This window comes from Paraburkholderia podalyriae (assembly GCF_014397785.1).
GTDB lineage: Bacteria > Pseudomonadota > Gammaproteobacteria > Burkholderiales > Burkholderiaceae > Paraburkholderia > Paraburkholderia podalyriae.
Window position 1 is genome coordinate 23,505 of the sequence record NZ_VZQQ01000001.1, and the last position, 24,379, is coordinate 47,883.

Genomic DNA, 24,379 nt, shown 5'->3' on the forward strand with positions numbered 1-24,379 from the left:
TCATTGAAAACGGCATCATGTCAGATGCGCGCGTCGCGTTCGTCCTCGACCCAATCGATATCGCCGCACAGCACGCAGGTTTCGCTGCCGACGCGCGTCGCCACCGACAGCGTCACGCACGGCAACGCTTCGTTGATCGACAGATACGGCCGCGTTACATGCACACGCTCCGGCGCATGGATTGCGACGCTGAAGTACGGCCGACGCAACCAGTTCGCGCCCTGCGCGTCGGCAAGCGGCAAGAAGCGGGTTTCGCGCGCCGCGCGATCGGCGCGCAGCACGATGTTGCGGCCCGCCTGGCGGCCCTTCGCATCGAGCAGAAAACAGCGCGCCACGTGATCGAGCGCGAGGAAATTCCAGCACACCTCGTCGAGCGGCTCACCGGCGGCGAGGCGCTCCGCGGCGCGCTCGAACGCGCGCAGATACGGCGCGAGCCGGCTCGCGTTGCGCCGCTCGCGCGCCTCGGCCTGCTCGCGATAACGTTCGATGACTTCGCCGATGCAAGCCGCCGCGTGGATCGCATCGACGACACCCGGATTCGGCCGGCCGAAGAAAAAGCCCTGCACGAAATCGGCATTGCAGGCGAGCGCCATCTGCGCTTCGTGCTCGGTTTCGACGCCTTCGATCAGCACGAGCTTGCCCGCCTCATGCAGCAGCGCCACGAGCCCCGGCAGGATGGTCGCCATGTCGGCGCGATGCGCGGCGTGCGACAGCATGATGCGGTCGAGCTTCACGATGTCGGGATTCAGCTGCCAGATGCGCTCGATGTTCGAATGACCGGCGCCGAAGTCGTCGAGCGCGATCAGGAAGCCGCGCTCGCGGAACTCGCGCACCGCGTCGGCGAGTCGGTCGAGATCGCCGGCGCTCTGCTCGAGCACTTCGAGCACGACGCGTCGCGGCGACAGATCGAGCCGCCGCAGATTCGCGAGCAGCGCCGCCGCGAGATACGGGTCGGTCAGCACGCCTGGATGCACGTTCAGGAACAGCCATTCGTGCTCGGCGCCGAGCATCTTGAAGTTCTCCAGATGCAACGTCTGCGCGAGCCGGTCGATCTGCAGCGCGTCGCCGAGGCGCGCGGCCTCGCCGAACACGTCGAGCGGCGACACCGCGCGATCGAGCGCGTCGTGCGCGCGCAGCAAGCCCTCATAGCCGACCGCGCGCAGGTGCGACAGACTGAAAATCGGCTGGAACACGCTCGTCAGCGTCACCTCGCCATGCTGCACCGAATAGCGTTGAAGGCCCGAGGTCACCTCGACCTCGAAGCCGTGCGGCACGCTCGCCGACCTGTCCTGTTGTTGCGCAATCCTCATCCAGTCCTCTCACGCGAGAGCCAGCCGTTCCGAACGCGAAAAGCGCCGAAACCGACGCTGGTCCTCAAAATGTGCGTCATCGTTACCGGTTAAGCAAGGTCCATGCGCACGCTGGCGCACACTGCGCTGTAACTCGCCCGAAAGATTGCACCGGAGACAGCGCTGATGCGCCGTCAGAGGGCATGGCGCGCACCGTTGCGGTGCGTCGCTTCAGTGATGTTCGCCGTGAGCCTCGCTGCGAAGCGCGCCGCAAGTGCGCGCGACGCCGGGCTACACTCGACGCTGCGCATCGCGCCCCTTCCCAGGACACCCCTTCATCCACCCGGAACACACGATGGAAATTGTCTTCACCGTCCTGATCCTGCTGCTCGCCGTCGCCGCGTCCGGCATGCTGACCCGCGCGTTGCCGTTCAAGCTGCCACTGCCGCTCGTGCAGATCGCGATCGGCGCGATGCTCGCGTGGCCGCGCCTCGAATTGCACGTCGCGTTCGATCCGGAAATCTTCATGCTGCTGTTCATTCCGCCGCTGCTGTTCGCGGATGGCTGGCGCATGCCGAAGCGCGAGTTCTTCATGGCGCGCCGCGCGATCCTGATGCTCGCGCTCGGCCTCGTGTTCATGACTGTGCTGGTGGTCGGTCACTTCGTGCACGCGCTGGTGCCGCAGATCTCGTTGCCGGTCGCGTTCGCGCTCGCCGCGGTGCTGTCGCCGACCGACGCAGTCGCACTGTCCGGCATCGCCGGCAAGGGCAAGATTCCGGGGCAGCTGATGCATATCCTCGAAGGCGAGGCGCTGATGAACGACGCGTCGGGCCTCGTCGCGCTGAAGTTTGCGATCGCCGCGGCGCTGACCGGCGCCTTTTCGCTGCGTCAAGCGTCGGTGAGCTTCGTGATCATCGCGGTGGGCGGCCTCGCGGTCGGCGCGGCGGTGAGCGCGGTGTTCAGCTTCGTGTCCGCGCGGTTTCTCAATCTCACCGAGGAAGGCGATCCCGCGCCCGGCGTCGTGATGACGCTACTGATTCCGTTCGCCGCCTATCTGAGCGCCGAGCGCTTCGAACTGTCGGGCATTCTCGCCGCGGTCTCCGCCGGCATGATGATGAACTACGCGAGCATCGCGGAAAAGTGGCAGGTCGCCTCGCGCGTGCGGGCCACCAGCACGTGGACGATGATCGAGTTCGTGTTCAACGGCATGGTGTTCATCATGCTCGGGCTGCAGTTTCCGCACATCCTCGGCCGCGCGCTGCTCGACGCGCACCAAACCAACGACGCACAGGTTGCGCTGTTGATCGGCTATATCGTCGCGGTGGCGATTGCGCTATACGCAATGCGCTTCGTGTGGGTGTGGCTGCTGCGCTGGTTCGCGAGCCGTGGCGCGGCGAAGCACGGCGTCGCGAACGCGGTGCCGGGGCTGCGCATGGTGTCGGTGACGACGGTGGCCGGCGTGCGCGGCGCGGTGACGCTCGCGGGCGTGCTGTCGCTGCCGGAGTTGCTGCCCAACGGCACGCCGCTGCCGGGACGTGATCTCGCGATCTTCATCGCATCGGGCGTGATCCTGCTGTCGCTGCTGGTGGCGGTGGCCGCGTTGCCGCTGCTGCTGCGCGGCTGGCGGCGCGGCAAGGACCCGCACGCGGCCGAGGAAGCACTTGCGCGTACGCTCGCCGCGCAGTCGGCGATTCGCGCGGTCGATCATCTGCACGACATCGAGTGCGCGGACCTCGATGAATCGGCTCAGGCGTACGCGACCGATGTGACCGCGCGCGTGATGGATGTGTACCGCCGCCGCCTCGCGACGCTCGACGACGAGCAGGCGCCGCGCGAACTCGCGCGCCGTGCCGATGCGATCGAATTCCGCATGAAGCTCGCGGCGATGCGTGCCGAGCGCAAGACGCTGCTCGATTTGCGCGACACGCAGCGGATCAACGACGAGACGTTGAACAAGCTGATGCGTGAGGTGGATCTGTCGGAGACGGCGCTGACTGCGCGCAAAGGGTAGGAGTTGGCTGCTGCATCGACATCGGCACCGGCGCCTGAAACGCCGATGCCGATCGACGCTCAGGCCACCGGCCCTTGCGTCGGCTTTCTTCTCAACAGCGCGTACAGGATGATCGCGCCGAACGTCGCGGTGCCGATGCCGCCGAGCCCGAAGCCGCCGAGCTTCAGCGAGAAGTCGCCGGCGCCGAGCACGAGCGTGACGGCCGAGACGATCAGGTTGCGGTTGTCGGAGAAGTCGACCTTGTTGACGACCCAGATGCGCGCGCCCGTCACCGCGATCAGCCCGAATACGACGATCGACACGCCGCCCAGCACCGGTCCCGGAATCGTCTGGATCACCGCGCCGAACTTCGGCGAGAAGCCGAGCACGAGGGCGATCAACGCGGCGATCACGAACACCAGCGTCGAATAGATTTTCGTGACCGCCATCACGCCGATGTTCTCCGCGTAGGTCGTCACGCCGGTGCCGCCCGCGAAGCCGGACACGATCGTCGCGAGCGCGTCGCCGAGAAACGCGCGGCCGATGTAACGGTCGAGGTTCTGGCCCGTCATCGCGCTGACGGCCTTGATGTGGCCGAGGTTTTCGGCGACGAGAATCACCGCGATCGGCGCGAGCAGCGTCATCGCGTGCGGCTCGAACACCGGCGACATGAAGTGCGGCATGCCGAACCACGCGGCGTTCGCGACGATCGAGAAATCGATCGGCTTGCCCATGCCGAGGCCGTTCGTGACGATCGCGTAGATGACGTAGGCGAGCAGCAAGCCGACCAGGATCAGCAGACGCTGCAGCATGCCGCGCGTGAACACCGCGACCGCGCCGACGCACAGCACTGTGACCAGCGCCATCCACGACTCAAAATTGCTGCCACTCACGCCATGCACGGCAATCGGCGCGAGGTTCAGGCCGATCACGCAAACGACCGCGCCGGTCACGACCGGCGGCATCAGCGTTTCGATCCAGCCCGTGCCGACCGCCGACACGATCAGGCCAATCACCCCATACGCGACGCCGCACGCGATGATGCCGCCCAACGCGACCGGAATGTTCGGATTCGCGCCGTGTCCGCCGTAGCCGGTCACCGCGATGACGAGGCCGATGAACGCGAAGCTCGACCCGAGATAGCTCGGCACGCGGCCGCCGACGAGCACGAAGAACAGCAGCGTGCCGATCCCCGACATGAAGATGCACAGGTTCGGGTCGAAGCCCATCAGCAGCGGCGCGAGCACGGTCGCGCCGAACATCGCGACCACGTGCTGGATGCCCATCGCGAACATCGGCGGCCACGCGAGCCGTTCGTCGATGCCGACGATGCCGCCCTCGGCGGCGGCAGGCTGGCGGCGCCAGCGGGGGAAATAGGATGCGGCCATCGCGGGGATTCTCCTCAGGGTCGGCGTGGTGTATGCGGCGAGGTGTGCCGATCCCGCGCTGCGGCGTGGGTCCGGCAAAGTCACGCGCGAGTCTACGGAGAGCAATAAGGGCTGGCAAGCGGGTCAATTCGCGCCGCGCGAGTCCGTGTCCGGCGTCAGCGCGGCGCCGTCCCGCGAGGTGGTGTCCGTCGTCGCGCCATACGCGATCACCCGATTGCGGCCGGCATCCTTCGCGCGATACAGCGCCTGGTCGGCGGCGTCGACCAGCGCGCGGCTCGTCGCGATCGCCGCGCCCTGCGCGGTCGCCACGCCGGCGCTCACCGTCAGCACGTGATGCGCGCTTGCCACATGGCGGCATTGCAGCGCCTGCACAGCCGCGCGGATCTGCTCGGCGATCCGCCGCGCGCCCGTCGCATCGGTATCCGGCAGCAGCACCGCGAACTCCTCGCCGCCGAAGCGCGCGGCCGTGTCGCCCGGACGCCGGACGTTCTGCGCGATGCAGCGCGCGACGCCGATCAGCGCTTCGTCGCCGGCCGAATGGCCGTACAGGTCGTTGAAGCCCTTGAAGTTGTCGACGTCGATCAGGAGCAGCGACAGCGGCCGGCCGTTGCGCTGCGCGCGCCGCCATGCGTCGTTCGCGTGCTCCTCGAACGCGCGACGGTTGTACAGGCCGGTCAGCCCGTCCGTGCGCGCCAGTTCGCGCAGTTCTTCCTCGGCCGCGCGGCGCAGGCGCAACTGATATGAGAACAGAAACGCCAGCGCGATGATCGTCACGTCGAGCGCGCCGATCAGCGTGCCGATGATCCATGCGCGCCGCCGCCATTCGACGTAGATGTCGTGCGTCGACAGCGCGACGTCGAGGATCAGCGGATAGTCGTCGATATGGCGGAACGCGTACCAGCGCAAGACGCCGTCGATTGCCGCGGTGCCGAAAAACTCGCCGCTCGGCTGCGTGATGAAGCGCGAGTAGTTGGCGGTGCCGGTCAGGTTGATGCCGATCGTTTTCGGATCGTACGGACGACGCATCAACATCGTGCCGTCGCTAAGCATCAACGCCATCGAGCCGCTCGGCCCGAGTTTCATGCCGTCGAACAGCCGATGGAAATACGTGAGGCGCAGTGTGCCGACCACCACGCCGCCGAAGCTGCCGTCTGGCCTCGAAATGCGCCGGCTCAGCGCGATGCGCAAGTCTTCGTCGGTGCCGCTCGGGCTGAAAGGATGGCTGATGAAGAGGCCGACGTCGGGCGAAGCGCGCTGCACCTTGAAGTAATCGCGCCCGGCATGGCTATTCGCGCGCGGCGGCCACGCGCGTGAATCGAAACGCACGTTGCCGTTTTCGTCGAGCACGAACACCGAGCCCATGTCCTTTGCGCTGACCGAGCCGTCGAACAGCACCATCTGGCGGATCTGCGGCGGCAGATCGAGCACGCCCGGCTGCTTCAGTCCGTCGATCACCGCGCGCAGCGACAGGTCGTAGATCTCGAGATTGCGCGACACGTCGCGCTCGACCAGCAGCGAGATGTTGCCCACAGAGTCCTGCGCGCGCCGCAACGCGTCCTCGCGCATCTGTGCGAGCAGCGCCACGGCGATCGCGAGGATCGCGCCAGCCAGCACGATGCTGATCGCAATCACGGTATTCGGTCGGCGCGTCACCATGCGTTTTTCGTTTGACGTGCGCTGAATGTCGCGCGTGAAAAGCGGCCACGCCTCGGTAATAACCGTCAAAAACGCGACCTACGAAACGCTAGGGTAGCAGACCCGGTGCCTCAGCCGCCGCCCAATTATTCGGATAGCGAATGCAAATTGGCTGGATAGTTCGCGTCGCCACTTGGGTATTCAATCGAACCTGTCACGTTCAAACGATTGGATACAAGGAGAGACACAACATGAGCGAGAAGCGCAGCGCCGCCGAATGGCGCGAATTCGTTAGCGGCTGTCTGGACTTCCGCCCCGCGGAAGGCGTGTACCGGATCGCCCGCGAAATGTTCACGGAGCCCGAGCTGTTCTCGCTCGAGATGGAGCACATCTTCGAGAAGGCCTGGATCTACGCGTGCCACGAAAGCGAAATCCCCGACAACAACGATTTCCTGACGATGCGCGCGGGCCGCCAGCCGCTGATCATCTCGCGCGACAGCGCCGGCAACCTGAACGCGATGATCAACGCGTGCCAGCACCGCGGCGCGACGCTCACACGTATGACCAAGGGCAACCAGTCGACCTTCACGTGCCCGTTCCACGCATGGTGCTACAAGAACGACGGTCGCCTCGTGAAGGTGAAGGCGCCCGGCGAATACCGCGACGACTTCGACAAGTCGGTGCGCGGCCTGAAGAAAGCGCGCATCGCGAGCTACAAGGGCTTCGTGTTCGTGAGCCTCGACGTCGACGGCTCGGATACGCTCGAAGACTACCTCGGCGACGCGCGCATCTTCTTCGACATGATGGTGGCCCAGTCGCCGACCGGCGAGCTCGAAGTGCTGCCCGGCAAGTCGACCTACACGTTCGACGGCAACTGGAAGCTGCAGAACGAAAACGGTCTCGACGGCTATCACGTGAGCACCGTGCATTACAACTACGTGGCGACCGTGCAGCACCGCCACGAGTCGAACGCGAAAAAGGGTGATAGCCCGAGCGGCACGCTCGACTACAGCAAGCTCGGCGCCGGCGACGGCGAAACCGACGACGGCTGGTTCGCATTCAGGAACGGCCACAGCGTGCTGTTCAGCGACATGCCGAATCCGCAAGTGCGTCCCGGCTACGAAAGCGTGATGCCGCGGCTCGTCGAGGCCTATGGTCAGGACAAGGCTGAATGGATGATGCACCGGCTGCGCAACCTGAATGTCTACCCGAGCCTGTTCTTCATGGACCAGATCAGCTCGCAGTTGCGCATCGTGCGTCCTGTCGCGTGGAACAAGACCGAGATCATCAGCCAGTGCATTGGCGTGAAGGGCGAGGCGGCGAAGGACCGCGAGAACCGTATCCGTCAGTTCGAAGACTTCTTCAACGTGTCCGGCATGGGCACCCCCGACGACCTCGTCGAATTCCGCGAGCAGCAGCGCGGCTTCCAGGCGCGCCTCGAACGCTGGAGCGACATCTCGCGCGGGCATCACAAGTGGGCCAGTGGCGCGACCGCGAACACCACGCTGCTCGGCATCGCGCCGAATCTGACCGGTACCGAGCTGACCCACGAAGGGCTTTACGTGAACCAGCACGGCACTTGGCGCGACACGATCCTCAAGGGACTGGATAAATCCATCGAATCGCAGGGAGAGCAGGCATGAGCCAACTCCAACACTCCGTCGAGCAGTTTCTGTATCTGAAGGCCGATCTGTGCGACCAGCAGCAATGGGACGAATATCTCGACCTGTTCGATCCGCAGAGCGTGTTCCATGTGCCGCAGTGGGATTCGGAGCACGTGTACACGACCGATCCGAAGCAGGGCATGTCGCTGATTTACTACCCGGATCGCGCCGGTCTCGAAGACCGCGTGTTCCGGCTGCGTACTGGCAAATCGGCCGCGTCGACACCGCTGCCGCGCACGATGCATCAGATCAGCAACGTGCGCCTGAGCGAGCGCGAAGATTCGAGCGTCGAAGCGAGCGTGAACTGGTCGACGCTCTACACGCGTCACGGCTCGACCGACTACTTCTATGGACGCGCGGTGTACGACCTGCAACCGTCGGGCGATAGCTGGAAGATCAGGCGCAAGCACGTGCTGCTGCTGAACGACCACATCAACGCGGTGCTGGATTTCTACCATCTGTGAGCCGGGAGCACGGCGATGAAACATAAAGTCGCGTTGAGCTTTGCCGATGGCAAAACCGCGTTTGTCGATGTGAGCCCGAACGAGCTGCTGCTCGATGCGGCACTGCGCAACGGCGTCAACATTCCGCTCGACTGCCGGGAAGGCGTGTGCGGCACCTGCCAAGGGCGCTGCGAATCGGGCGACTACACGCTCGATTACGTCGACGAGGAAACGCTCAGCGAAGAAGACCTCGCGCAGCGCAAGATCCTGTCGTGCCAGACCCGCGTGAAGTCGGACGCGTCGTTCTATTTCGACTTCGACTCGACGCTGTGTGAAGGTGCCGGCACGAACACCGTGTCCGCGAGCGTGGCCGGCGTCGAGCTGGTGTCGGCGACGACCGCGATCCTGCGTATCGATGCGAGCGCGCATGCCCGTCAGCTCGATTTTCTGCCGGGCCAGTATGCGCGCGTGAAAGTGCCGGGCACCGAAGAATGGCGATCGTATTCGTTCGCGAATCATCCGAACGCGCGCAACGCGCTGCAATTCCTGATCCGCCTGCTGCCCGACGGCGTGATGAGCAACTATCTGCGCGAGCGTTGCAAGGTCGGCGACACGGTCGAGTTCGAGGCGCCACTCGGCGCGTTCTATCTGCGCCAGGTCGAACGACCGGTCGTGATGGTCGCGGGCGGCACGGGACTCTCCGCCTTCCTCGGCATGCTCGACGACATCTCGGCGAAACGCAATGTCGCGCATCCGGTGCATCTGTACTACGGCGTCACGAACGCGGCGGATCTATGCGAGACCGAGCGCATCAACGGCTACAAGGCGAGCATCGAAGAATTCGCGGTCGAGACGGTCGTGATGAATCCGGCGCCGCAATGGTCCGGCAAGACCGGACTGATTCCCGAGCATTTCGACCGCTTGTTGCTCGAATCGAACGGCTTTGACATGTACGCGTGCGGACCGCCGCCGATGGTCGAAGCAATCAAGACCTGGCTCACCGAGCAAGGTATTCAGGACTACCGGTTGTTTTACGAGAAGTTCGGCGAAAGCAACGCTCGATAGGACGTTCTAACGCCGCGCCGTGCGCTTCAGCGTCTCGGATGGCGACTCGCCGAACAACGCCTTGTACTCGGTCGAGAAACGGCCGAGATGCGACACTCCCCAGCCCAGCGCCACCGACGAAATATTGCGCACCGAGCGGTCTTCGAGAATATCGCGCCGCACCGATTCGAGCCGATAGCGTTTCAGATACGCGATGGGCGCACAGCCGAAGTACTGCCGGAATCCATCGAACAGCTTGAAGCGCGACACACCTGAGGCGCGCTCGATGTCTTCGAGCGTGATGGGCTCGCGCGCGTTGTCGTGAATGAACTGGCGCGCGCGGGTCAGATAATGCGGTGGCGTCGGCGCGGACGCGTTGGCCAGCAGCTCCGAGTAGTTGTGCGGCTGCGACAGCAGCAATCCTTTGAGCAACGTCAGTTCGAGTTCGCTGGACATGTAGAGCTGCCCCAGCGACGGTCCCGAGCGTTCCATTTCGCCGGCCAGGAACTTGACCATGCGCCACCACGAGGCCTGGTCGCCGGCGGCCGCATCCATGTCGGGCTGGAACACGAGCGGCGCTTCGAGCTGGCGTTGCAGCATCGTCTGCAGCACCTGTTGAAGCGCGGAGCGCGGAATCGCGACGTGCAGCTTGCGGCAATTGCCGGTGATCGCGAGATCCTGCGATTGCTGCGGACTCACGATCAAACCGCGATCCTGATCCGATAACCACCTCTTGCCATGCACGGCGAGTTCCTGCTGACCGACCATCGGCAGGCTCACGCTGTAGCAGTTCAGCGGGCTGTTCTCGCTCACCGCGACCGTCACGTCGGTGCCGTACTCGACGTAGCCGATCGTCGTCGCCATCGAACGCAGCACCGTGCCGGACTGATGAAACCGCAGCCGCTCCGGATGACTGACCTGCAGCCCGTGCGGGCCGCAGATGGAGGCCATCCAGTCGCGCGCGCCGTCGAGGTCGCTTAATGCGGCGCGGAGATCGCGATTGCCGGGGTCCGAAGTTGATCGCATACGTAGAAAGCGAAGTACCGAGGATGCGCGCCCCAAGGCCGTTCATCGGGGCGCAAAACGGGGACATTTGTGGGGTTCGCTAAGACTACATCAACCGTGGGCGCTGCGGGCGGATGAATGAAATGTTGTCCTCCGACAAGTCGCTGTTGCGCTCGCATTGAGAAGGGCTTCCGCCGCGTACTGGTTGCGCATTCCCCGCTAGACTTTCCCCGCCAGATGAAAACGCGACGCCGGATGCCACAACTGCACGGACGTCGCGACGTCGTCGCCCACCCAGGTACGGCGCCATAGTTGCAAGCACGGCTCGCCGATTTCCATCGACAGATGACGCCGCACATACGCATCCGGCTTTTGAGCGTAGATGCGGAACTCCGCGCGTTGAATCGGCGCGAGACGCACCATGTAGTGATTCGGCGTCTCGACGGTGAAGTCTTGTTGCAGATACTCGCGGAACACCTTGGGATTGACGTATCGGTCCTCGTACTGAATCGGCTCGCCCTCCTCGCTATGCACGATGCACGAGTGAAAGGCCGGACCGCTCGAGAGACCGAGCGCTTCGAGCGCCTGCGGATCGCCGCTCGGTTCGAGCGTCAACACGCGCGCCGAATGACGATGACCGCGCGCGGCGATTTCATCGGCGATATTGCGGATTTCGAGCACGGTGGATTCGTACCGCTGCGGCGCGACAAACGTACCGGAACCCTGCACTCGCGCCAGCACGCGTTCAGCGGTCAATTCGCGCAGCGCGCGTGAGACCGTCATGCGCGCGACGCCGAACTCTTTCACCAGTTCTGCTTCTGATGGGATCAGACCGCCCGGCTTCCAATCGCCCTCGCTGATGCGCCGGATCACGTAGCGCTTGATCTGCTCGTAAGCGGGCATTGCTCTCGCCGGGGTCTCCTTGCAAGCGGCGCGCTCCGCGGTGCCGGCGCTTTGCGCGCCGGGTTGCGCCTGCATTTGCCCTTGTTTTTGATTATCTGTAATTGTGTTCATTCCGACCTCGTGGGTGGGTTGCGGCCCGCGCACCGGCTATGTCTGCCTCAGGCCACGCGCGCTGCGCCCAGTGTGTTGCTCGCGCTGTTCGCGGCTGCAGGAAATTTGTCCGCAGCCGCCAGGCTCGCAGTGGATGCACCCGCACCAAACTCCGCGCCGCTGCCCGGCGTCGCGTCGCGCGGCCTCATCTTACCGGGGCGCGGCAACAGCGGCGGCGCCTCGCCCGCGATCATCCGGAAGGCGACGCTCATGTCGTCGGCGAGCGGACGGTCGTCGCGATAAGTCGGCACGATCTGCCGCACGCGTTGCCACAGTGCCTGCGTATGCGGCGCGCGCGGCGCGTCCGTGGCTTGCAGATCGTAGGCCTGCGCCGCGGCCAACAGTTCGATCGCGACGATGCGCCCCGCGTTGTCGACGATCTCCAGCGCCTTCAGCGCGGCGGGGGTCGCGTGGCACAGGTGGTCCTCCTGCAAGCCCGACGTGATGCCGCCATCCAGACTGGCGGGCAGCGCGAGGCGCCGGTTCTGCGCGACGAGCGAGGCGGCCGTGTACTGCGCGATCATGAAGCCGGAACACGTGCCGCCCGGCTCCGCGAGAAACGCGGGCAAGCCGCTCACGAGCGGATTGACGAGACGGTCGAGCCGCCGCTCGGCCATCGCGGCCACCTGGGCGATCGCGGTGGCGAGGCTGTCCATGGCCAGCGCGATGGATGCGCCCACCGCATGCGCCTGGGAATAGACGCGCGGATCTTCCGGCGTGCCGGCGACGATCGGGTTATCGGTAATCGACGCCAGTTCGCGGTTGACCACGTCTGCGGTCGCGGCGAGCACATCGCGCGCGGCGCCGTGTACATGCGGGATGGTGCGCATGGAGAGCGGGTCCTGCGTGCGCTGGCCGACCACTGCCGCGAGAATGCCGCTGTCGGCGAGCGCGGTGCGCATGCGTTCACCGACCAGGTTGAGGCCCGGTGAAATGCGCAACGCGAGCGAGTCTTCGTCGAATGCGGCGAGTTGGCCGCGCAGATTCTCGAAGCTCATCGCCGCGACCACATCGGTCCAATCGAGCAGACGCACCGCGCGCGCCAGCGCCAACGCGGCAAGTCCGGTCACGCATGGCGTGCCGTTGATGAGGCTGAGCCCTTCCTTCGCTTCAAGCACGAGCGGTTCGCGGCCAAGCATGCGCAGTGCTTCGCGACCCTTCAGACGCTCGCCGCGATACCGCACATATCCTTCGCCGATGCACACCAGCGCGATATGCGCCATATGGCTCAGATAACCGACCGAGCCGAACGCCGGCACTTCGGGCAAGCAATCGGCGTTAAGTAAGTCTACGAGTTGATCCGCGACTTCGAGACGGATGCCCGAATGCCCATGCGCGAAATTGTTCACTGCAGCGGCCATGATCGCGCGCGTCTCGGCGACACCGAGCGGTGCGCCGACGCCGACCGCATGACTCATCAGAATGTTGCGCGACAGCGTGCGCTGCTCGGTCGGCGACACGATCACGTCGCACAATGCGCCGACTCCGGTATTCACGCCATACGCGCGAATGCGGCGCTCGACGATCTGTTCGACGAGCACGCGTGCCGCTGCGATGCGCGCGCGGGCGTCGGCGGAAAGTTCGAGCGGCTCGCCGGCGGCGACCGCCGCCACCTGTGCCCAGTTGAGAGGACGATCGGAACGGATCACGGCCATGATAGTGCTCTGCGCGGTAAGTAACGTGATGTGAGGTGGCGACGCAGCGTCTTTGCGCGCGTCAGTTCGTCGTGCGGTCCTGGTGACTCGACACGAATTGCCGGAAGCGCTCCGACTTGCACTCGACGAAGACTTCGTCGGGCGTACCATCCGCTTCCACCTGGCCCTGATGCAGGAACATCACGCGATTCGACACGTGACGCGCAAAACCCATTTCGTGCGTGACGACCAGCATCGTGCGGCCTTCCTCCGCAAGCGAGCGCATCACGCGCAGCACTTCGCCGACCAGTTCGGGATCGAGCGCCGAAGTCGGTTCGTCGAACAGCATCACTTTCGGATGCATGGCCAGCGCGCGCGCAATCGCCACGCGCTGTTGCTGGCCACCTGACAGGTGCGCCGGATAGTGGCCGCGCTTTTCCGCGAGACCGACTTTCGCGAGCAGCGCCTCGGCTTCTTCAACCGACTCCGCGCGGCTGCGTTTCTGCACGCGCATCGGCCCTTCGATCAGGTTTTCGAGCACCGTCATATGCGACCAGAGGTTGAAGTTCTGGAACACCATGCCGAGTTGCGAGCGAATGCGGTCCACCTGGCGGCGGTCGCTCGGTTGCAGCTTGCCGTCTCCGCGACGTTTCATTTTCAGCTCTTCGCCGGCGAGCGCGACCGAACCGTCGTCCGGCGTTTCGAGCAGATTCAGGCAGCGCAGGAACGTGCTCTTGCCCGAGCCGCTCGCGCCGAGAACCGAGATCACGTCGCCTTGATGGGCGTCGAGCGAAATGCCTTTGAGCACGTGATGATCGCCGAACGATTTATGAATGTTCTTGACCGACAGTGCAACGGGTGCCGTAGCGTTCATGGAATTCTCCAGTTCATCCGAAATGGCCGGCGCTCAGGGCGCGGCGCGGCGTGCTTCGGTAGTGGCGGACGCCCGGCGGCTCTGCGCGGACGACTTCGGCGCCGCGCGCAGATGCCGCGACAGACGCGTCTCTAGCAGGCCCAGGGCGCGCACGATAATGAAGTTCAGAAACAGATAGATCAGCGCGGCGCAGATAAACACTTCCGTCGTGCGATATGTTTGCTGAATGATCTGCTGCGCGACGCCGGTCACTTCCCACACGGTAACGAGACTCGCGAGCGCCGTCGACTTGACGAGCAGCACGGCTTCCGTCGAATAAGCGGGCAGGCACTGACGCACTGCAATCGGGCCGATCACGCGGCGCAGGAGCGCGAAACCCGACAGGCCGATCGAATAGCCGGCCTCGATCTGCCCGACGGGCACCGCCATCAAGCCGCCGCGAATAATCTCCGCGGTGTAGCCGGCGGTGCACAGCGCAAGCGATAAGACGGCGCACATATAAGGCTCGCGCAGTACCGGCCACAGAAAGCTCTCGCGAATCACGCCGAACTGGCCCATGCCGTAGTACACGAGGAACATCTGGATCAACAGCGGCGAGCCGCGAAATACGAGGATATACGCGCGTGCGAAGCGGTTCGGCAGCCAGTGCGGCGACACGCGCATCGTGACGATCACGAGCGAGAGCAGACCGCCGAGAATCAGCGAACAAAAGAAGAGGCCAAGCGTGGTCGGCACGGCGGCGAGCAGCTGCTTGACCGTATCGAACAGAAAGTCGAAGTCGAAGTTCATGATGCCGTCGCCGTCAGTTGCGCGCGAAGTTGCGCTTGAAGGACCTGCCCACGCGCGCCTCGGCGTGGTTGAAAACGCGGTTCGAGATGCTGGTCATCAGCAGATACAGCGCGCCGCCGACCACGAAGAACGTGAAGTACTGATGCGTAGAGCTCGCCGCCACCTGGCTCGTGCGCAAAAGTTCGGCGAGACCCGTGACCGAAATCAGCGCGGAGTCCTTCAGGCTCAATTGCCATACGTTGCCGATGCCGGGCAGCGCGAAACGCAGCACTTGCGGAATGAGGATGCGACGCGCCATGGTCAAGGTCGGCATGCCGATGGAACGGGCTGCTTCCAGTTCCCCGCGCGACACCGCGAGCACCGCCGAGCGATACACCTCAGCCTGATACGCACCGGAAATCATACCGACCGCGAGCGCGCCGATCACGAATGGCGGCACGCCGACGAAACCCTCGGCGCCGAACCACTGGCCGACCGTGGTCACGAGCGTCGAGCCACCGAAGTAGAAGAGATAGATGACGAGCAGTTCGGGCACGCCGCGAAACACCGTCGTATAGATATCGCCGATCACGCGCAGCGTGCGCAGGCGCGACAGTTTGGCCGCCGCGACCAGCGCGCCGAACACCGCGCCGAGCGCGAGCGCGGCCAGCGTGAGCGCGACGGTCATCAACGCCGCGAGCAGCACTACGCCGCCCCAGCCTTCCCGCCCGAAGCCGAGCATCTGTATCAGAGCCATTCCTTACCTCTCATTCATCACGGCCGATGAAACGGCTGCACGCGCGAACTCGCCCCGCACGTGCCGCATTCGTTCAACGCCTCGCGAATCAAGGCGTCACGTCGGTCTTGAACCACTTGGCGGACAGCTTCTTGACGGTGCCGTCGGCGAGCGCCGCGCTGATCGCCGCGTCGAACTTGGCCTTCAGGTCGGCGTCCTGCTTGCGGAACGCGAGGCCTTCGCCCGGGCCCCAGATCGGGCCGCCGATCTTCGGACCCGCCATCGCGATCGACGCGGTTTCCTTCTTGTCGATGTTCGCGGCGTAGTACGTGACATCGTCGAACGAAGCGTCGATGCGGCCGTTCGCCAGATCGAGATCGCGCTCCGGCGAGGTCTTGTAGACGCGGATCGTGGCAACGTCCTTGAAGCCGTCGTTGATGAACTTCGTATAGACGGTGCCCGACTGAATGCCGATGGTCTTGCCCTTCAACTGCTTGCGCAACGCGTCGACAGTCGGCTGATCGGCCTTCGGGTCGCCCGAGAGTCTGACGACGGCGGCGCCGGACGCCGCCTTGGGCAGCACTTTCGCGTCGGAAACGGCGAACGTGGCCGGCGTGGCCGCATACGGCTTCGAAAACGCGATGATCTTTTCGCGCTCCGGCGTGATCGAGATCGCGTCCATCAGCACGTCGAACTTGCCCGCTTGCAGGCCCGGAATCATGCCGTCCCAGTCTTGCGCAACCAGATTGCATTGCAGCTTGATGCGCTCGCAGAGGTTGGCGACCAGTTCCGGTTCGAAGCCGCCGAGCTTGCCGCCCGGCAAAGTCAGGTTCCACGGTGCGTAGCCGCCTTCGAGCGCGATCGTCACCGTCTTCCAGTCCCTTGCCTGCGCCGGTGCCGGTGCCGCGAAAATCGCCGCGGCGCCAAGCAGGGCGCCGATCAATGCTGTTGCTGCCGTGGTGCATTTCATTTTCACGTCGAAACTCCTTAATTGAGGAAACCGTCGAGTCGAATGTTTAACCGTCGCCAATTTGTATAGACAAGACTGCATGAGTCAAAAAGCTGTCGCAAGCGGATTCGCGAAAAATTGCATCGATTATCGGGTAAGCCCCTAGATGTGGCTGTACGACGCGGCTCGTGGAGATGGTTGCGCACGACTGTGCGCATTCCGGCAGCGAGGCGGGATGCTTCGAACGGCGCGTTATGTCTAGACAGGTTGATGCAGGCCCCGCAAAGTGCAGGGCTGTTGCGTCTACCAGACGAAAGGAACGAAGCGAAAGCGCACGCGCGCCATGTAGCCGGTATAGCTGTGGAGTTGTTCGGCGAGCACGCGCTCCTCGCGCACCGCGCGCCAGCGCAGTAGTTCTGGCGCTTTTAAATCCGCGATCGCCCGGCCCCCAAGCCACGGGAACACGTCGTTCTCAAGGCGGCACATGATGTTGTCGGCGTGGCTGGCTGCCCAGTCCGGCGCTTGCCGCGTAAACCACTCCCTCGCCACCGCCTCAAAACTGTTAGCGGCGCGCTCGATGGTCCCGTCCCGCCGGATTCGCGCCTGTTTCAGGCCAATCTCCGGGTAGACGCCGAGCGGCAGGAGCTTCTCCTTACCCGCAAACCGAAATTTGAGCCGCCAGTATTTCTGGCCGGCCGGGGTCACGAGCATGAACATGCCGCGGCCGTCGAATAGCTTCAACTGCTTGCCGGTGGGCTTTGCATTTCTGACAGCAATCTCAGTAAGCGCCATGGGGTATCACATATGGGGTAAGCAAGATACCCCGAAGCGCGCCCCCACTTTTAGTTGTTGTCACCGGGGAAATCTGGGCATTGACAGCAACAAAAAAACCCACGGAGCCAAGCTCGGCGGGGTTTCTGGTAAAACTTTGATGTTGCTAGAAACCTTGTTGGTGAGGAGGGCTACAAAACAATTCCTGAAAAACCATGCCCAGTAAGGCTTCTTCGATTGCGTATTGGCAACATACCCCCAAAGTTACCCCCAAAAGTTAGTTGCTGAAGTTAGCAGAAGGTGGTAAAAAATTTCCCCGACATCACACTGAACGCATGCCGCCCGCTGCCACTTAATCTGCAGTCCTGCGGAAAACACGCTCACGATGCCACTTAAGGAACACGCGGTGCCTGTCGTCGAGCCGGCTCACCCGCAATGGTGCTTGGAGATTCAGCGCGGATCGAGCGGCGGCGCCGAGGTTGTCCGACACGACGACCTGGCCGGCGTCACCGATGCTGATGAAACCTCGATCGAACGCTGCGTCGAGATGCGGCGCGAGCAGGAAGCCATTGAACACGTCCAGTCGCTCGGCATCGGTCTCGCAGTCGGCCCAAGGCTTAATGTGGCTCGCCCGTAAGAGCTCCGCAAGCGCGAGGCCGGTCACCGCGCAGGTGCCTTGCCAGTAGTCCATCAGACCGTTACGAAAGACGTCCTGCCCAACCCGCTGCACGATTAGTCGCTCCGCCTCTGTCGTTCTCGGTAGGGATGCAACCTGCTTAAGAAAGACCCTTAATGGCTCATCAGGGAGTGCCCGCGATAGCTGAAAGGCACGGCGGATGAGTCGGTGGAGCGATGCGACGTCGCCGACATTCCGCGCCGCAACAGAATCCGGTGGTGGCGGGTTTTCCCATGGAACGCCCAGATCGGCCAGGGACTCGAAGACGTCCCATCGAGAGAACGCGACAATGTAGAGCGATTCACTTGGGGAGTTCAACCACAAGCGGAGGTTGGTCTGGCTGCTCGCGAAAGTTCGCCATTCATCTATTTGCGCGCCTTCGAGGTCGAAGCCGTTGTCAACGGCCGCCTTCTCGAGGCGCGTCCAAACGGTCGGCAACTGCATCATCTTGCCTTTCCAAGGGATTGTGTAAGCCAGCGAACCCGGATACTCACGAACTCCTTCAGTGGCCTCTCTCTGAGCAACTGCTCGGAGCGATCGTCCCGATCTGCTTGGCTAGCTCTTGCGTCTTTATAGTCACGCCTCAAGCGGCTACGCTCGCTGTCCACGGCGGCCGCACGCGCAGCCACGATTGCCGGGTGGTTCAGGTTGAGGGTGCCATTGTCGTTCGTCTCTTTGTCGTGCGGGACGCCGACGGCAACCTTAAGCGCTTGGCGCTGCGCGTCGTCGAGGGGCGCATCCGACCGGACATAGATCTCGCCCAGACTCGTGAAGCCCACGCACCGCTCGTAAGGGTGTTCGACCGGCCACGGAAGATCGGGATCTCGGTCGTCAGCTCGGAAAGGGCTATCGTGTTTACGGCAGTCGCACGTTGTTTCGCTCGCGCAGGACAGATAGAGATTGCGCCAATGCAGCGCGAGATCTGGATTCGCAGCGAGCGGCCGCCAATGGTCGATGCGTGGGGATGGATGTCCCTCGGCGACGCGACGCTCGCAGTATACACAGAGCGCCCCCTGTTCGTCGTAAAGCGTTGCTCGCAGCTTTCGCTTATCCAGACAATCGAAGGCCAGGCGGGCGAATGCAGCAGCTTTGTCCGCCGCAGGGGGCAGGGCTGCGAGGAGGTCAGTCTCGGCCTTTTGCATGGTCCGTGGCTGCTGGTCGTCCGGCGATACGTTGCTGGGTGGCCACGGCTTTCTCAGGCCCCGCATTAGTCGTCCCACTCCATCAGCCCACGCGCACGAATGAGGGCGGGGTCGAGGTCTCCCCATAGGGCGAGGAGCTCGGCATATAGCGCTTCGGCCTGCTCCTTCGCGCCCTGGTCGATGGCGTCGTGGAGTGCGCGCAACTTCGCTTGGCCTTCGGCGTCGCGGTCGTTGGTGCCCATCAGCTCTCGGAGGATGGCGTTGCTGTCGCGGCCCTCGACGAACAGGCCTTGCTCCTGCAACTTGCCCATGACCAAGCGCCGGACCTGTCGGTTCTCGACACTGCTCAGCACCTGCGGCGAGTGCGTCGTTACGATGAATTGAAGTCGCGGGAAGGTCTCGCGGAGGCAGTCCAGCACGACGCGCTGCCAACGCGGGTGCAGGTGCAGGTCGATCTCGTCGATCATCACGACGCCTTCAACAAGCGCCGGTGCTTCGCCACCGTCCTGCTCGTTGAGCATTACCGCTCGACGCGCTATGTCAGCGACCAGCGCGAGGTAGACATGGAAGCCATCGGATAGCTCTTGCCAGGGCGCGACATGGCCGGTCTCGAAGCGCACTACCGGGCTTCGTTCCCGCGGATCGTACCACGCCCGCGAAACGCCCGGGGTAGCCTTGGCGACAGTGTCCATGACGGCTGTTGCAAGGAAACTTTCAACCTCACCTTCCTGTCGGCGCACCGTGTCTGCGAGGATTTCCTCCAATAGCCAGGTAAGGAGCGCCGAGTCGTCCTGCGACGGATTGAGCGAGCCCGCGTAACCCTCCCAGCGGTCGGGCCGGATTGGCGCGGGCTTCGTCGATGCCTTGGCGCGCCCCATGCGGTCTGCGCCGTAGAACGCGAACAAAGGCCAGCGCGCGCCAGGCACGCGCACTTGCTCCATCGCGTCGAGTACTTGTCGATGATCGGCCGACTTGCGATTCGAGGCGGGATTCGCAGTGCTGGACCAGCAAACGGGCGACAGGGCCCCGATTTGAGCTGTCCATTTCACGGTACACGTTCCCGCCGGCTCGCGGCGCCCGCGCTCATCGAGGGAGACCTTGCGCGCATCACGCTGCGGGTCGAGCCTCAAGCCTCGGGGTACCCCCGACTGAAACGCGGTCAGTCCCATGGCGAGCGCATTCAGCACCCCGGACTTGCCGCCGCCGTTCTCGGCGAACAGCACGGTGAGATTAGGCTCGAGATCGAGGTCCAGCGCTTCGAAGCACCGGTACTGCTCGAGGTGGAGGTGTCTTAACCAAAATTCTGACATTCGGCCCTCTTCGGCGGTGCTAGGGGTGAGATGTAGGGCTGGCCGGTCGCGGCGGCATATGCCAACGCGTCGTAGCACTCCAGCACTACGCGACGCGTCCGGAACTCTTTGTGGACGCGCAGGTCGGCCCGCTCCAGCACGTCGAAGGTGCCGAGGATGTACTCGGCATCGTCCCGCGAAATGCCATACAGGTGAAAAAAGGCGGCGTCGAGCTCGCACTGGAGCTGAAAACGGCGGATGGGGTCCCAGATGTAAGGCGCCCCGTTGTAGCCGCAGTCGCGGGCGAAGGGTTGGAGGTCCCAAGCGGTGTAGGCGAGCTCAACGAACCGGAGCGCGATCCAATCCTGGAGTGACTGGGATCTGTCCCAGTTTGCCGGATCGGCGTACTCACCCGCTTTTAGGACTGGAAACTGCCGGAGGTAGCTATAGGTGAGATGCAATCCACCAATCTTCTGACGAGCCGCGAAATCTAGCGGAATAGACGAAAGGTTTGCAAGAAATGTTGCACAAAGCCGAGGTGAGTGGCTTGGCAAGAAAAGCGGGGTTGTATGCCCAACGGCCGTTTTCGGCAAGACGAAGGCAATTACCGCACGAACGCTAGCACGAGCATCGGTGACGTCACGCCAGCCGAGCAGCCATTCGCGATCCCAGTTAGCGTCCAGCCGAGTTTTTACATCCGCGTCACGCACCCAGTAGAACGGCAGTGGCGCATAGTACGGATCCTCAAGCTGCGCATCAGACGGGACTGGAAGTCGATGCGGCCGTTCGCCTGGCGCAGCGGCCTCGAACGTCCCGCTACGATGCGTGTGGAGATATGCCATTTTTGCTTCGTACAGCGGCAGCATAACCTGCCCGTCCTTCATGAAGCGGTTGCCCTCTAGATCCCAACCCGCCTGCGCCAGCTCCCCGCGGGTGCGAAACAATCCGGAGTCGTTGGCCATGTGGAACATGGTCATGAAGCGTAGGCCCCACGGGTTGCCGTCCGGATCGCCCTCTCGCCAAAGCACCCCGGCCCGACGATACATGGACAGCGAGAGGTGTGCATCGCGCTGGGTGCGGAAGATCGGGCAAGTGCCAGTGTTTGGGTTGATGGTCTCGATGTCCTCGGCACTCAACGCGAAGTGGCGCAGCGGGTCGTCGAGGTCGTCCACCGACTGCCCTTGGAACATGAAGTCAGCCACCTCCGAGGGCTCCTCCCGCCCCGAAAGCGTGGTCAGGGCGAAGCGCAACATGTGGCCCTTGCCCGCGGTGAAAAAGCCCTCATTCTCGAACTCCCACATCGCGTGCAGTGCACGGGTGCGCACGACCGCCTGGAAGTAGTCCTTGGTCGTATCGTCGGTTGCGATGCCGCTCGGCACGATAAAGCCTGCCCGGCCTCGTGGCCCGAGCAGGTGCCAGTTGTGCTCCGCGAACAGCGCGTAAGTGTTCACGTCACCCTTACCACAAAGTGGGTAACGTCCGGACTGCCGCACGAAATGGCTGGTGCCTTGGGCTACGCGGCTTGCGCGGCTCCACTCCTCCCAGAGATCGGGGTCGCGTACCGGCAGCTCGGCGATGACCTTCTTGCGCTCGGCCGCGTTGAGTGCGCCCGCGATAGCGTCATCGCGGGAGGCGAAAAATTCCAGCTCCTGCAGCTTGACCCGCTCCCAAGGTGGATTACCAAGAACGACGTCGAAGCCGCCGCGCTCGAAGACTCCAGGAAACGCCAACTCCCAATGAAAGAACGCATAGTCGCGCGCAAGGAAGTCGATGGTTTCGACTAGCGGCTTCGAAGGGCGTTCACCGTCGGCAAGTGTCCGCCACGTAGCGGCGGTAGGTGCAGCTTCAGTGAAAGAACCGGCCTCGGTCTTCGGCCATAGGAAGGCAGCGCACCACGCGTCGTAAACCAGCTTCGTATGACGCCATGGCTCGGACTCAAGGAGCTGCTTCCAACGAGCCTCCTTCTGAGCGAGCCACGCCGTGTCAGTGTCGGGTGTCGATTCGAGCTCATTGACCGCCTCCCGGACGCTGCCTTCCTCCGTTCCGGTGCCGAGCGGTAGGAGGCGTTGTCCACCTCGTTCCGCCCTGTTTCTCCTCTTCAGGGAGTTAGCGACCTTTAGCTCATCCCCTTCCAGCGCCACCCACGCCTCATCGGGGACGCCGTCACTCATGAGTGCGTGGCTGGTGCCGAGTAGGGCGTTGCCCTGGCGGATGTGCGAATCGAGGAACGTCAGTGGCAAACCCGGATCCACCGCTTCCATCCAAAGGGCGACCTTACAGAGCTCCACCGCGAGAGGGTTAAGGTCGACGCCGTAGATGCACCGTCCGACGACTTGCCGCAGGGCGTGTCGATAGTCTTCGGGCGTCGGCGTGCCGTTGGATTTCAAACGGGCGACACGTTCTGCAAGGCGGCGAGCAGCGGCGAGCAGGAAGTGGCCCGACCCGCAGGCAGGGTCGACAATCGCAAGGGACAGCAACGCCTCGATCGGCCGATCAGGATTACGTGCTACCGTCGCGGCGATGACGGGGTCGAGCGCGCTGTCGAGAAGGATATCGACCAAGCTGTCAGGCGTGTAGTAGCTGCCCGTGGTTTTTCGGTTGTTGCCGCGACTCTCGTCTCGGCCTGCGAAGCTGAAGGTACGGCCGTCCTGTGTGATCTGCGGGACGAGCTCGAGCAGCCCTTCATAGACATACCCGAGCTCGTCGGAACCCATGTCGCGCCAATTGACGCGAGCGAGACCTGTCGGCTCGCGCAACCAGCACAACCGGAACAGTGCTCCGAGCAGAGCCCGGTTTTCGAGTCGAGCCGCGTCTAGGTCGGGGCACTGGGAGGGCACGAACAGGCCCGCGAGGGCGGGCAATCCAAGGCCCGGCTCGCCCGTTGCGAGTCCGCCAAACACAATTTTGACCGCCGTCCACACGTCGCTGTGGCGGTCGTGGGCTGCTCGTCGCGCGGACCGGTCCCGCAAACGCTGCAGGCTGTATCCAATAGCGTAACGCTCCTTGACATCCTTAGATGCGTCCTTCGAATGCAGTAAGCCGCGCTCCTCAACCGCAAGCAGGAAGATCAGTCTGTAAACCAGCCGAAGCAGTTGGCCGAAATAGTCTTGTTTCTTTAGCGTGCCATCGTGGAGCGCCTTGCGGAGCGCTTGGTTTGCCGAGTGTGCGAGAAAGCCCTGACCGAGCAGGAGTAAAGCCTCCTCGAACCCTTCTCGGAGACGAGCGCGCGCGAGGGTACCCTCTTCTCGAGCGGCCGAGCGCCACACTTCGAGCGGGCATGATTCGGGCTCGTCCGCCGCACGCCCGAAGCGTGAACGGTGGAGGAGCAGCCAAGCGGCTGCGAAGTCGGGATAGAGATCCTCGGTGAAGATCCGTCCGAGATCGAACTCCACCCACGCAGGTCGGGTGAGGCTCGCATTATCACGCACGAGCCGCAGCGTGAGTCCGTCAGCACAGACGCCCCACAACGCATCATCGGAGGTGTTCAGGAACTCCTGGACGAGCCCAAATGCACTCCGCTTCCGGTGTCCGTCACCGAAGGCGTGGTGGGGCGTGTCGAGGCCGGCCCCGGCCGGCGCACAGACCAGCGGCACCCTGCCCGCCGAGTCGATCCCAGCCAGCGGCCATATGTGGCCACCGAGCAGCACGGCTTCTCGGGCTCTGACGTCGGCGACACCGGGCACCAACGCGACTTCCAACGATGGTGCCAGTTCCGCGAGATCCGTGAAGCCAAAGGCATCACGAAGCAGCGCCACGGTGAAGCGCCGCGCCACCGCGAAGGGCTCGGCTTTCGCTTCTCGTCCGGCGATAAAGTCCGACCAGTGTGCCTGAGCGATGCGCCAATAGCGCCCGATCTCGTCGCGCAGTTCGAGGCCCTTGTGGATGCCGTAGTCACTCGGGTCCTGATGGGATGCGCGGAGCTGGGCCACGCGGGTAAGCCAGTCAGCGGCGAGCAACCCACCTTCGATGGAGATGGCGTCGAAGGCGAGTTCGGCGCCGCGGATGTTGCGTAGCGTACTGATCGCCATC

19 protein-coding genes are annotated in these 24,379 nt (G+C 63.8%); 4 read left to right on the forward strand and 15 right to left on the reverse strand.

The features are described 5' to 3' along the window. Nucleotides 1-20: 20 nt before the first annotated feature. Complete coding sequence (locus tag F6X42_RS00105; RefSeq protein ID WP_187632258.1) at nucleotides 21-1,310, reverse strand: EAL domain-containing protein; 1,290 nt, start codon at nucleotides 1,308-1,310, stop codon at nucleotides 21-23. Between the two features lie 334 nt (nucleotides 1,311-1,644). Between F6X42_RS00105 and F6X42_RS00110 the strand changes: the two genes are divergently transcribed. Next, on the forward strand, nucleotides 1,645-3,300 hold the full coding sequence (locus F6X42_RS00110) for a Na+/H+ antiporter (protein ID WP_187632259.1): 1,656 nt from the start codon (nucleotides 1,645-1,647) through the stop codon (nucleotides 3,298-3,300). Nucleotides 3,301-3,359: 59 nt separating this feature from the next. Here the strand turns inward: F6X42_RS00110 and F6X42_RS00115 are convergent, their stop codons facing one another. Both F6X42_RS00115 and F6X42_RS00120 read right to left on the reverse strand, forming a co-directional pair. Then, nucleotides 3,360-4,667 carry a solute carrier family 23 protein gene (locus F6X42_RS00115; protein ID WP_187632260.1) on the reverse strand — a complete coding sequence of 436 codons (1,308 nt, stop codon included), beginning with the start codon at nucleotides 4,665-4,667 and terminating at the stop codon, nucleotides 3,360-3,362. A 123-nt stretch (nucleotides 4,668-4,790) separates the two neighbouring features. Then, nucleotides 4,791-6,323: a sensor domain-containing diguanylate cyclase gene (locus F6X42_RS00120; protein WP_187632261.1), complete on the reverse strand. Its 1,533-nt coding sequence runs from the start codon at nucleotides 6,321-6,323 to the stop codon at nucleotides 4,791-4,793. A gap of 230 nt (nucleotides 6,324-6,553) precedes the next feature. Here F6X42_RS00120 and antA point away from each other — a divergent pair, with 230 nt between their 5' ends. The 3 genes from antA to antC are packed head-to-tail and all read left to right on the forward strand — an operon-like array spanning nucleotide 6,554 to nucleotide 9,474. Beyond that, entirely contained in the window at nucleotides 6,554-7,945 is a 1,392-nt protein-coding gene (gene antA, locus F6X42_RS00125; RefSeq protein ID WP_187632262.1) for an anthranilate 1,2-dioxygenase large subunit, read from the forward strand. Then, nucleotides 7,942-8,430: an anthranilate 1,2-dioxygenase small subunit gene (gene antB, locus F6X42_RS00130; RefSeq protein WP_187632263.1), complete on the forward strand. Its 489-nt coding sequence runs from the start codon at nucleotides 7,942-7,944 to the stop codon at nucleotides 8,428-8,430. Before antA ends, antB begins: the two co-directional genes overlap by 4 nt. 15 nt (nucleotides 8,431-8,445) lie before the next feature. Beyond that, nucleotides 8,446-9,474 carry an anthranilate 1,2-dioxygenase electron transfer component AntC gene (gene antC, locus F6X42_RS00135; RefSeq protein ID WP_187632264.1) on the forward strand — a complete coding sequence of 343 codons (1,029 nt, stop codon included), beginning with the start codon at nucleotides 8,446-8,448 and terminating at the stop codon, nucleotides 9,472-9,474. A gap of 6 nt (nucleotides 9,475-9,480) precedes the next feature. On the opposite strand, the gene F6X42_RS00140 is transcribed toward antC, so the two are convergent. The 12 genes from F6X42_RS00140 to F6X42_RS00195 form a co-directional block, all read right to left on the reverse strand. Further along, nucleotides 9,481-10,479 carry an AraC family transcriptional regulator gene (locus tag F6X42_RS00140; RefSeq protein WP_187632265.1) on the reverse strand — a complete coding sequence of 333 codons (999 nt, stop codon included), beginning with the start codon at nucleotides 10,477-10,479 and terminating at the stop codon, nucleotides 9,481-9,483. Nucleotides 10,480-10,677: 198 nt separating this feature from the next. Beyond that, on the reverse strand, nucleotides 10,678-11,472 hold the full coding sequence (gene hutC / locus F6X42_RS00145; RefSeq protein WP_376776246.1) for a histidine utilization transcriptional repressor HutC: 795 nt from the start codon (nucleotides 11,470-11,472) through the stop codon (nucleotides 10,678-10,680). Between the two features lie 47 nt (nucleotides 11,473-11,519). Then, entirely contained in the window at nucleotides 11,520-13,166 is a 1,647-nt protein-coding gene (locus F6X42_RS00150; protein ID WP_187632266.1) for an HAL/PAL/TAL family ammonia-lyase, read from the reverse strand. Between the two features lie 61 nt (nucleotides 13,167-13,227). Further along, nucleotides 13,228-14,019: an ABC transporter ATP-binding protein gene (locus F6X42_RS00155; protein WP_187632267.1), complete on the reverse strand. Its 792-nt coding sequence runs from the start codon at nucleotides 14,017-14,019 to the stop codon at nucleotides 13,228-13,230. 33 nt (nucleotides 14,020-14,052) lie between these two features. Further along, entirely contained in the window at nucleotides 14,053-14,808 is a 756-nt protein-coding gene (locus F6X42_RS00160; protein WP_187632268.1) for an ABC transporter permease, read from the reverse strand. A gap of 13 nt (nucleotides 14,809-14,821) precedes the next feature. Then, a complete protein-coding gene (locus F6X42_RS00165) occupies nucleotides 14,822-15,544 on the reverse strand; it encodes an ABC transporter permease (RefSeq protein ID WP_187632269.1) in 723 nt (240 codons plus the stop codon). 88 nt (nucleotides 15,545-15,632) lie between these two features. Continuing rightward, nucleotides 15,633-16,493: a transporter substrate-binding domain-containing protein gene (locus F6X42_RS00170; RefSeq protein ID WP_187632639.1), complete on the reverse strand. Its 861-nt coding sequence runs from the start codon at nucleotides 16,491-16,493 to the stop codon at nucleotides 15,633-15,635. A gap of 282 nt (nucleotides 16,494-16,775) precedes the next feature. After that, a complete protein-coding gene (locus F6X42_RS00175; protein ID WP_187632270.1) occupies nucleotides 16,776-17,264 on the reverse strand; it encodes a tyrosine-type recombinase/integrase in 489 nt (162 codons plus the stop codon). A 331-nt stretch (nucleotides 17,265-17,595) separates the two neighbouring features. After that, nucleotides 17,596-18,366, reverse strand: a complete 771-nt coding sequence (locus F6X42_RS00180) for an HNH endonuclease (protein WP_187632271.1) — start codon at nucleotides 18,364-18,366, stop codon at nucleotides 17,596-17,598. Continuing rightward, nucleotides 18,363-19,061 carry an HNH endonuclease family protein gene (locus tag F6X42_RS00185; RefSeq protein ID WP_187632272.1) on the reverse strand — a complete coding sequence of 233 codons (699 nt, stop codon included), beginning with the start codon at nucleotides 19,059-19,061 and terminating at the stop codon, nucleotides 18,363-18,365. Before F6X42_RS00185 ends, F6X42_RS00180 begins: the two co-directional genes overlap by 4 nt. A gap of 65 nt (nucleotides 19,062-19,126) precedes the next feature. After that, entirely contained in the window at nucleotides 19,127-20,371 is a 1,245-nt protein-coding gene (locus F6X42_RS00190; RefSeq protein ID WP_187632273.1) for an AAA family ATPase, read from the reverse strand. Next, nucleotides 20,353-24,378: an Eco57I restriction-modification methylase domain-containing protein gene (locus F6X42_RS00195; RefSeq protein ID WP_187632274.1), complete on the reverse strand. Its 4,026-nt coding sequence runs from the start codon at nucleotides 24,376-24,378 to the stop codon at nucleotides 20,353-20,355. Before F6X42_RS00195 ends, F6X42_RS00190 begins: the two co-directional genes overlap by 19 nt. Nucleotide 24,379 lies beyond the last annotated feature (1 nt).

What these genes read in the sequence shown, in the direction of transcription:
- F6X42_RS00105 (WP_187632258.1), bottom strand. Translation starts at nt 1,310, where the DNA reads ATGAGGATTGCGCAACAACAGGACAGGTCGGCGAGCGTGCCGCACGGC.
- F6X42_RS00110 (WP_187632259.1), top strand. Translation starts at nt 1,645, where the DNA reads ATGGAAATTGTCTTCACCGTCCTGATCCTGCTGCTCGCCGTCGCCGCG.
- antC (WP_187632264.1), top strand. Translation starts at nt 8,446, where the DNA reads ATGAAACATAAAGTCGCGTTGAGCTTTGCCGATGGCAAAACCGCGTTT.
- antB (WP_187632263.1), top strand. Translation starts at nt 7,942, where the DNA reads ATGAGCCAACTCCAACACTCCGTCGAGCAGTTTCTGTATCTGAAGGCC.
- F6X42_RS00140 (WP_187632265.1), bottom strand. Translation starts at nt 10,479, where the DNA reads ATGCGATCAACTTCGGACCCCGGCAATCGCGATCTCCGCGCCGCATTA.
- F6X42_RS00180 (WP_187632271.1), bottom strand. Translation starts at nt 18,366, where the DNA reads ATGATGCAGTTGCCGACCGTTTGGACGCGCCTCGAGAAGGCGGCCGTT.
- F6X42_RS00120 (WP_187632261.1), bottom strand. Translation starts at nt 6,323, where the DNA reads ATGGTGACGCGCCGACCGAATACCGTGATTGCGATCAGCATCGTGCTG.
- F6X42_RS00175 (WP_187632270.1), bottom strand. Translation starts at nt 17,264, where the DNA reads ATGGCGCTTACTGAGATTGCTGTCAGAAATGCAAAGCCCACCGGCAAG.
- F6X42_RS00170 (WP_187632639.1), bottom strand. Translation starts at nt 16,493, where the DNA reads ATGAAATGCACCACGGCAGCAACAGCATTGATCGGCGCCCTGCTTGGC.
- F6X42_RS00185 (WP_187632272.1), bottom strand. Translation starts at nt 19,061, where the DNA reads ATGCAAAAGGCCGAGACTGACCTCCTCGCAGCCCTGCCCCCTGCGGCG.
- F6X42_RS00155 (WP_187632267.1), bottom strand. Translation starts at nt 14,019, where the DNA reads ATGAACGCTACGGCACCCGTTGCACTGTCGGTCAAGAACATTCATAAA.
- F6X42_RS00115 (WP_187632260.1), bottom strand. Translation starts at nt 4,667, where the DNA reads ATGGCCGCATCCTATTTCCCCCGCTGGCGCCGCCAGCCTGCCGCCGCC.
- F6X42_RS00190 (WP_187632273.1), bottom strand. Translation starts at nt 20,371, where the DNA reads ATGTCAGAATTTTGGTTAAGACACCTCCACCTCGAGCAGTACCGGTGC.
- hutC (WP_376776246.1), bottom strand. Translation starts at nt 11,472, where the DNA reads ATGAACACAATTACAGATAATCAAAAACAAGGGCAAATGCAGGCGCAA.
- F6X42_RS00195 (WP_187632274.1), bottom strand. Translation starts at nt 24,378, where the DNA reads ATGGCGATCAGTACGCTACGCAACATCCGCGGCGCCGAACTCGCCTTC.
- F6X42_RS00150 (WP_187632266.1), bottom strand. Translation starts at nt 13,166, where the DNA reads ATGGCCGTGATCCGTTCCGATCGTCCTCTCAACTGGGCACAGGTGGCG.
- antA (WP_187632262.1), top strand. Translation starts at nt 6,554, where the DNA reads ATGAGCGAGAAGCGCAGCGCCGCCGAATGGCGCGAATTCGTTAGCGGC.
- F6X42_RS00165 (WP_187632269.1), bottom strand. Translation starts at nt 15,544, where the DNA reads ATGGCTCTGATACAGATGCTCGGCTTCGGGCGGGAAGGCTGGGGCGGC.
- F6X42_RS00160 (WP_187632268.1), bottom strand. Translation starts at nt 14,808, where the DNA reads ATGAACTTCGACTTCGACTTTCTGTTCGATACGGTCAAGCAGCTGCTC.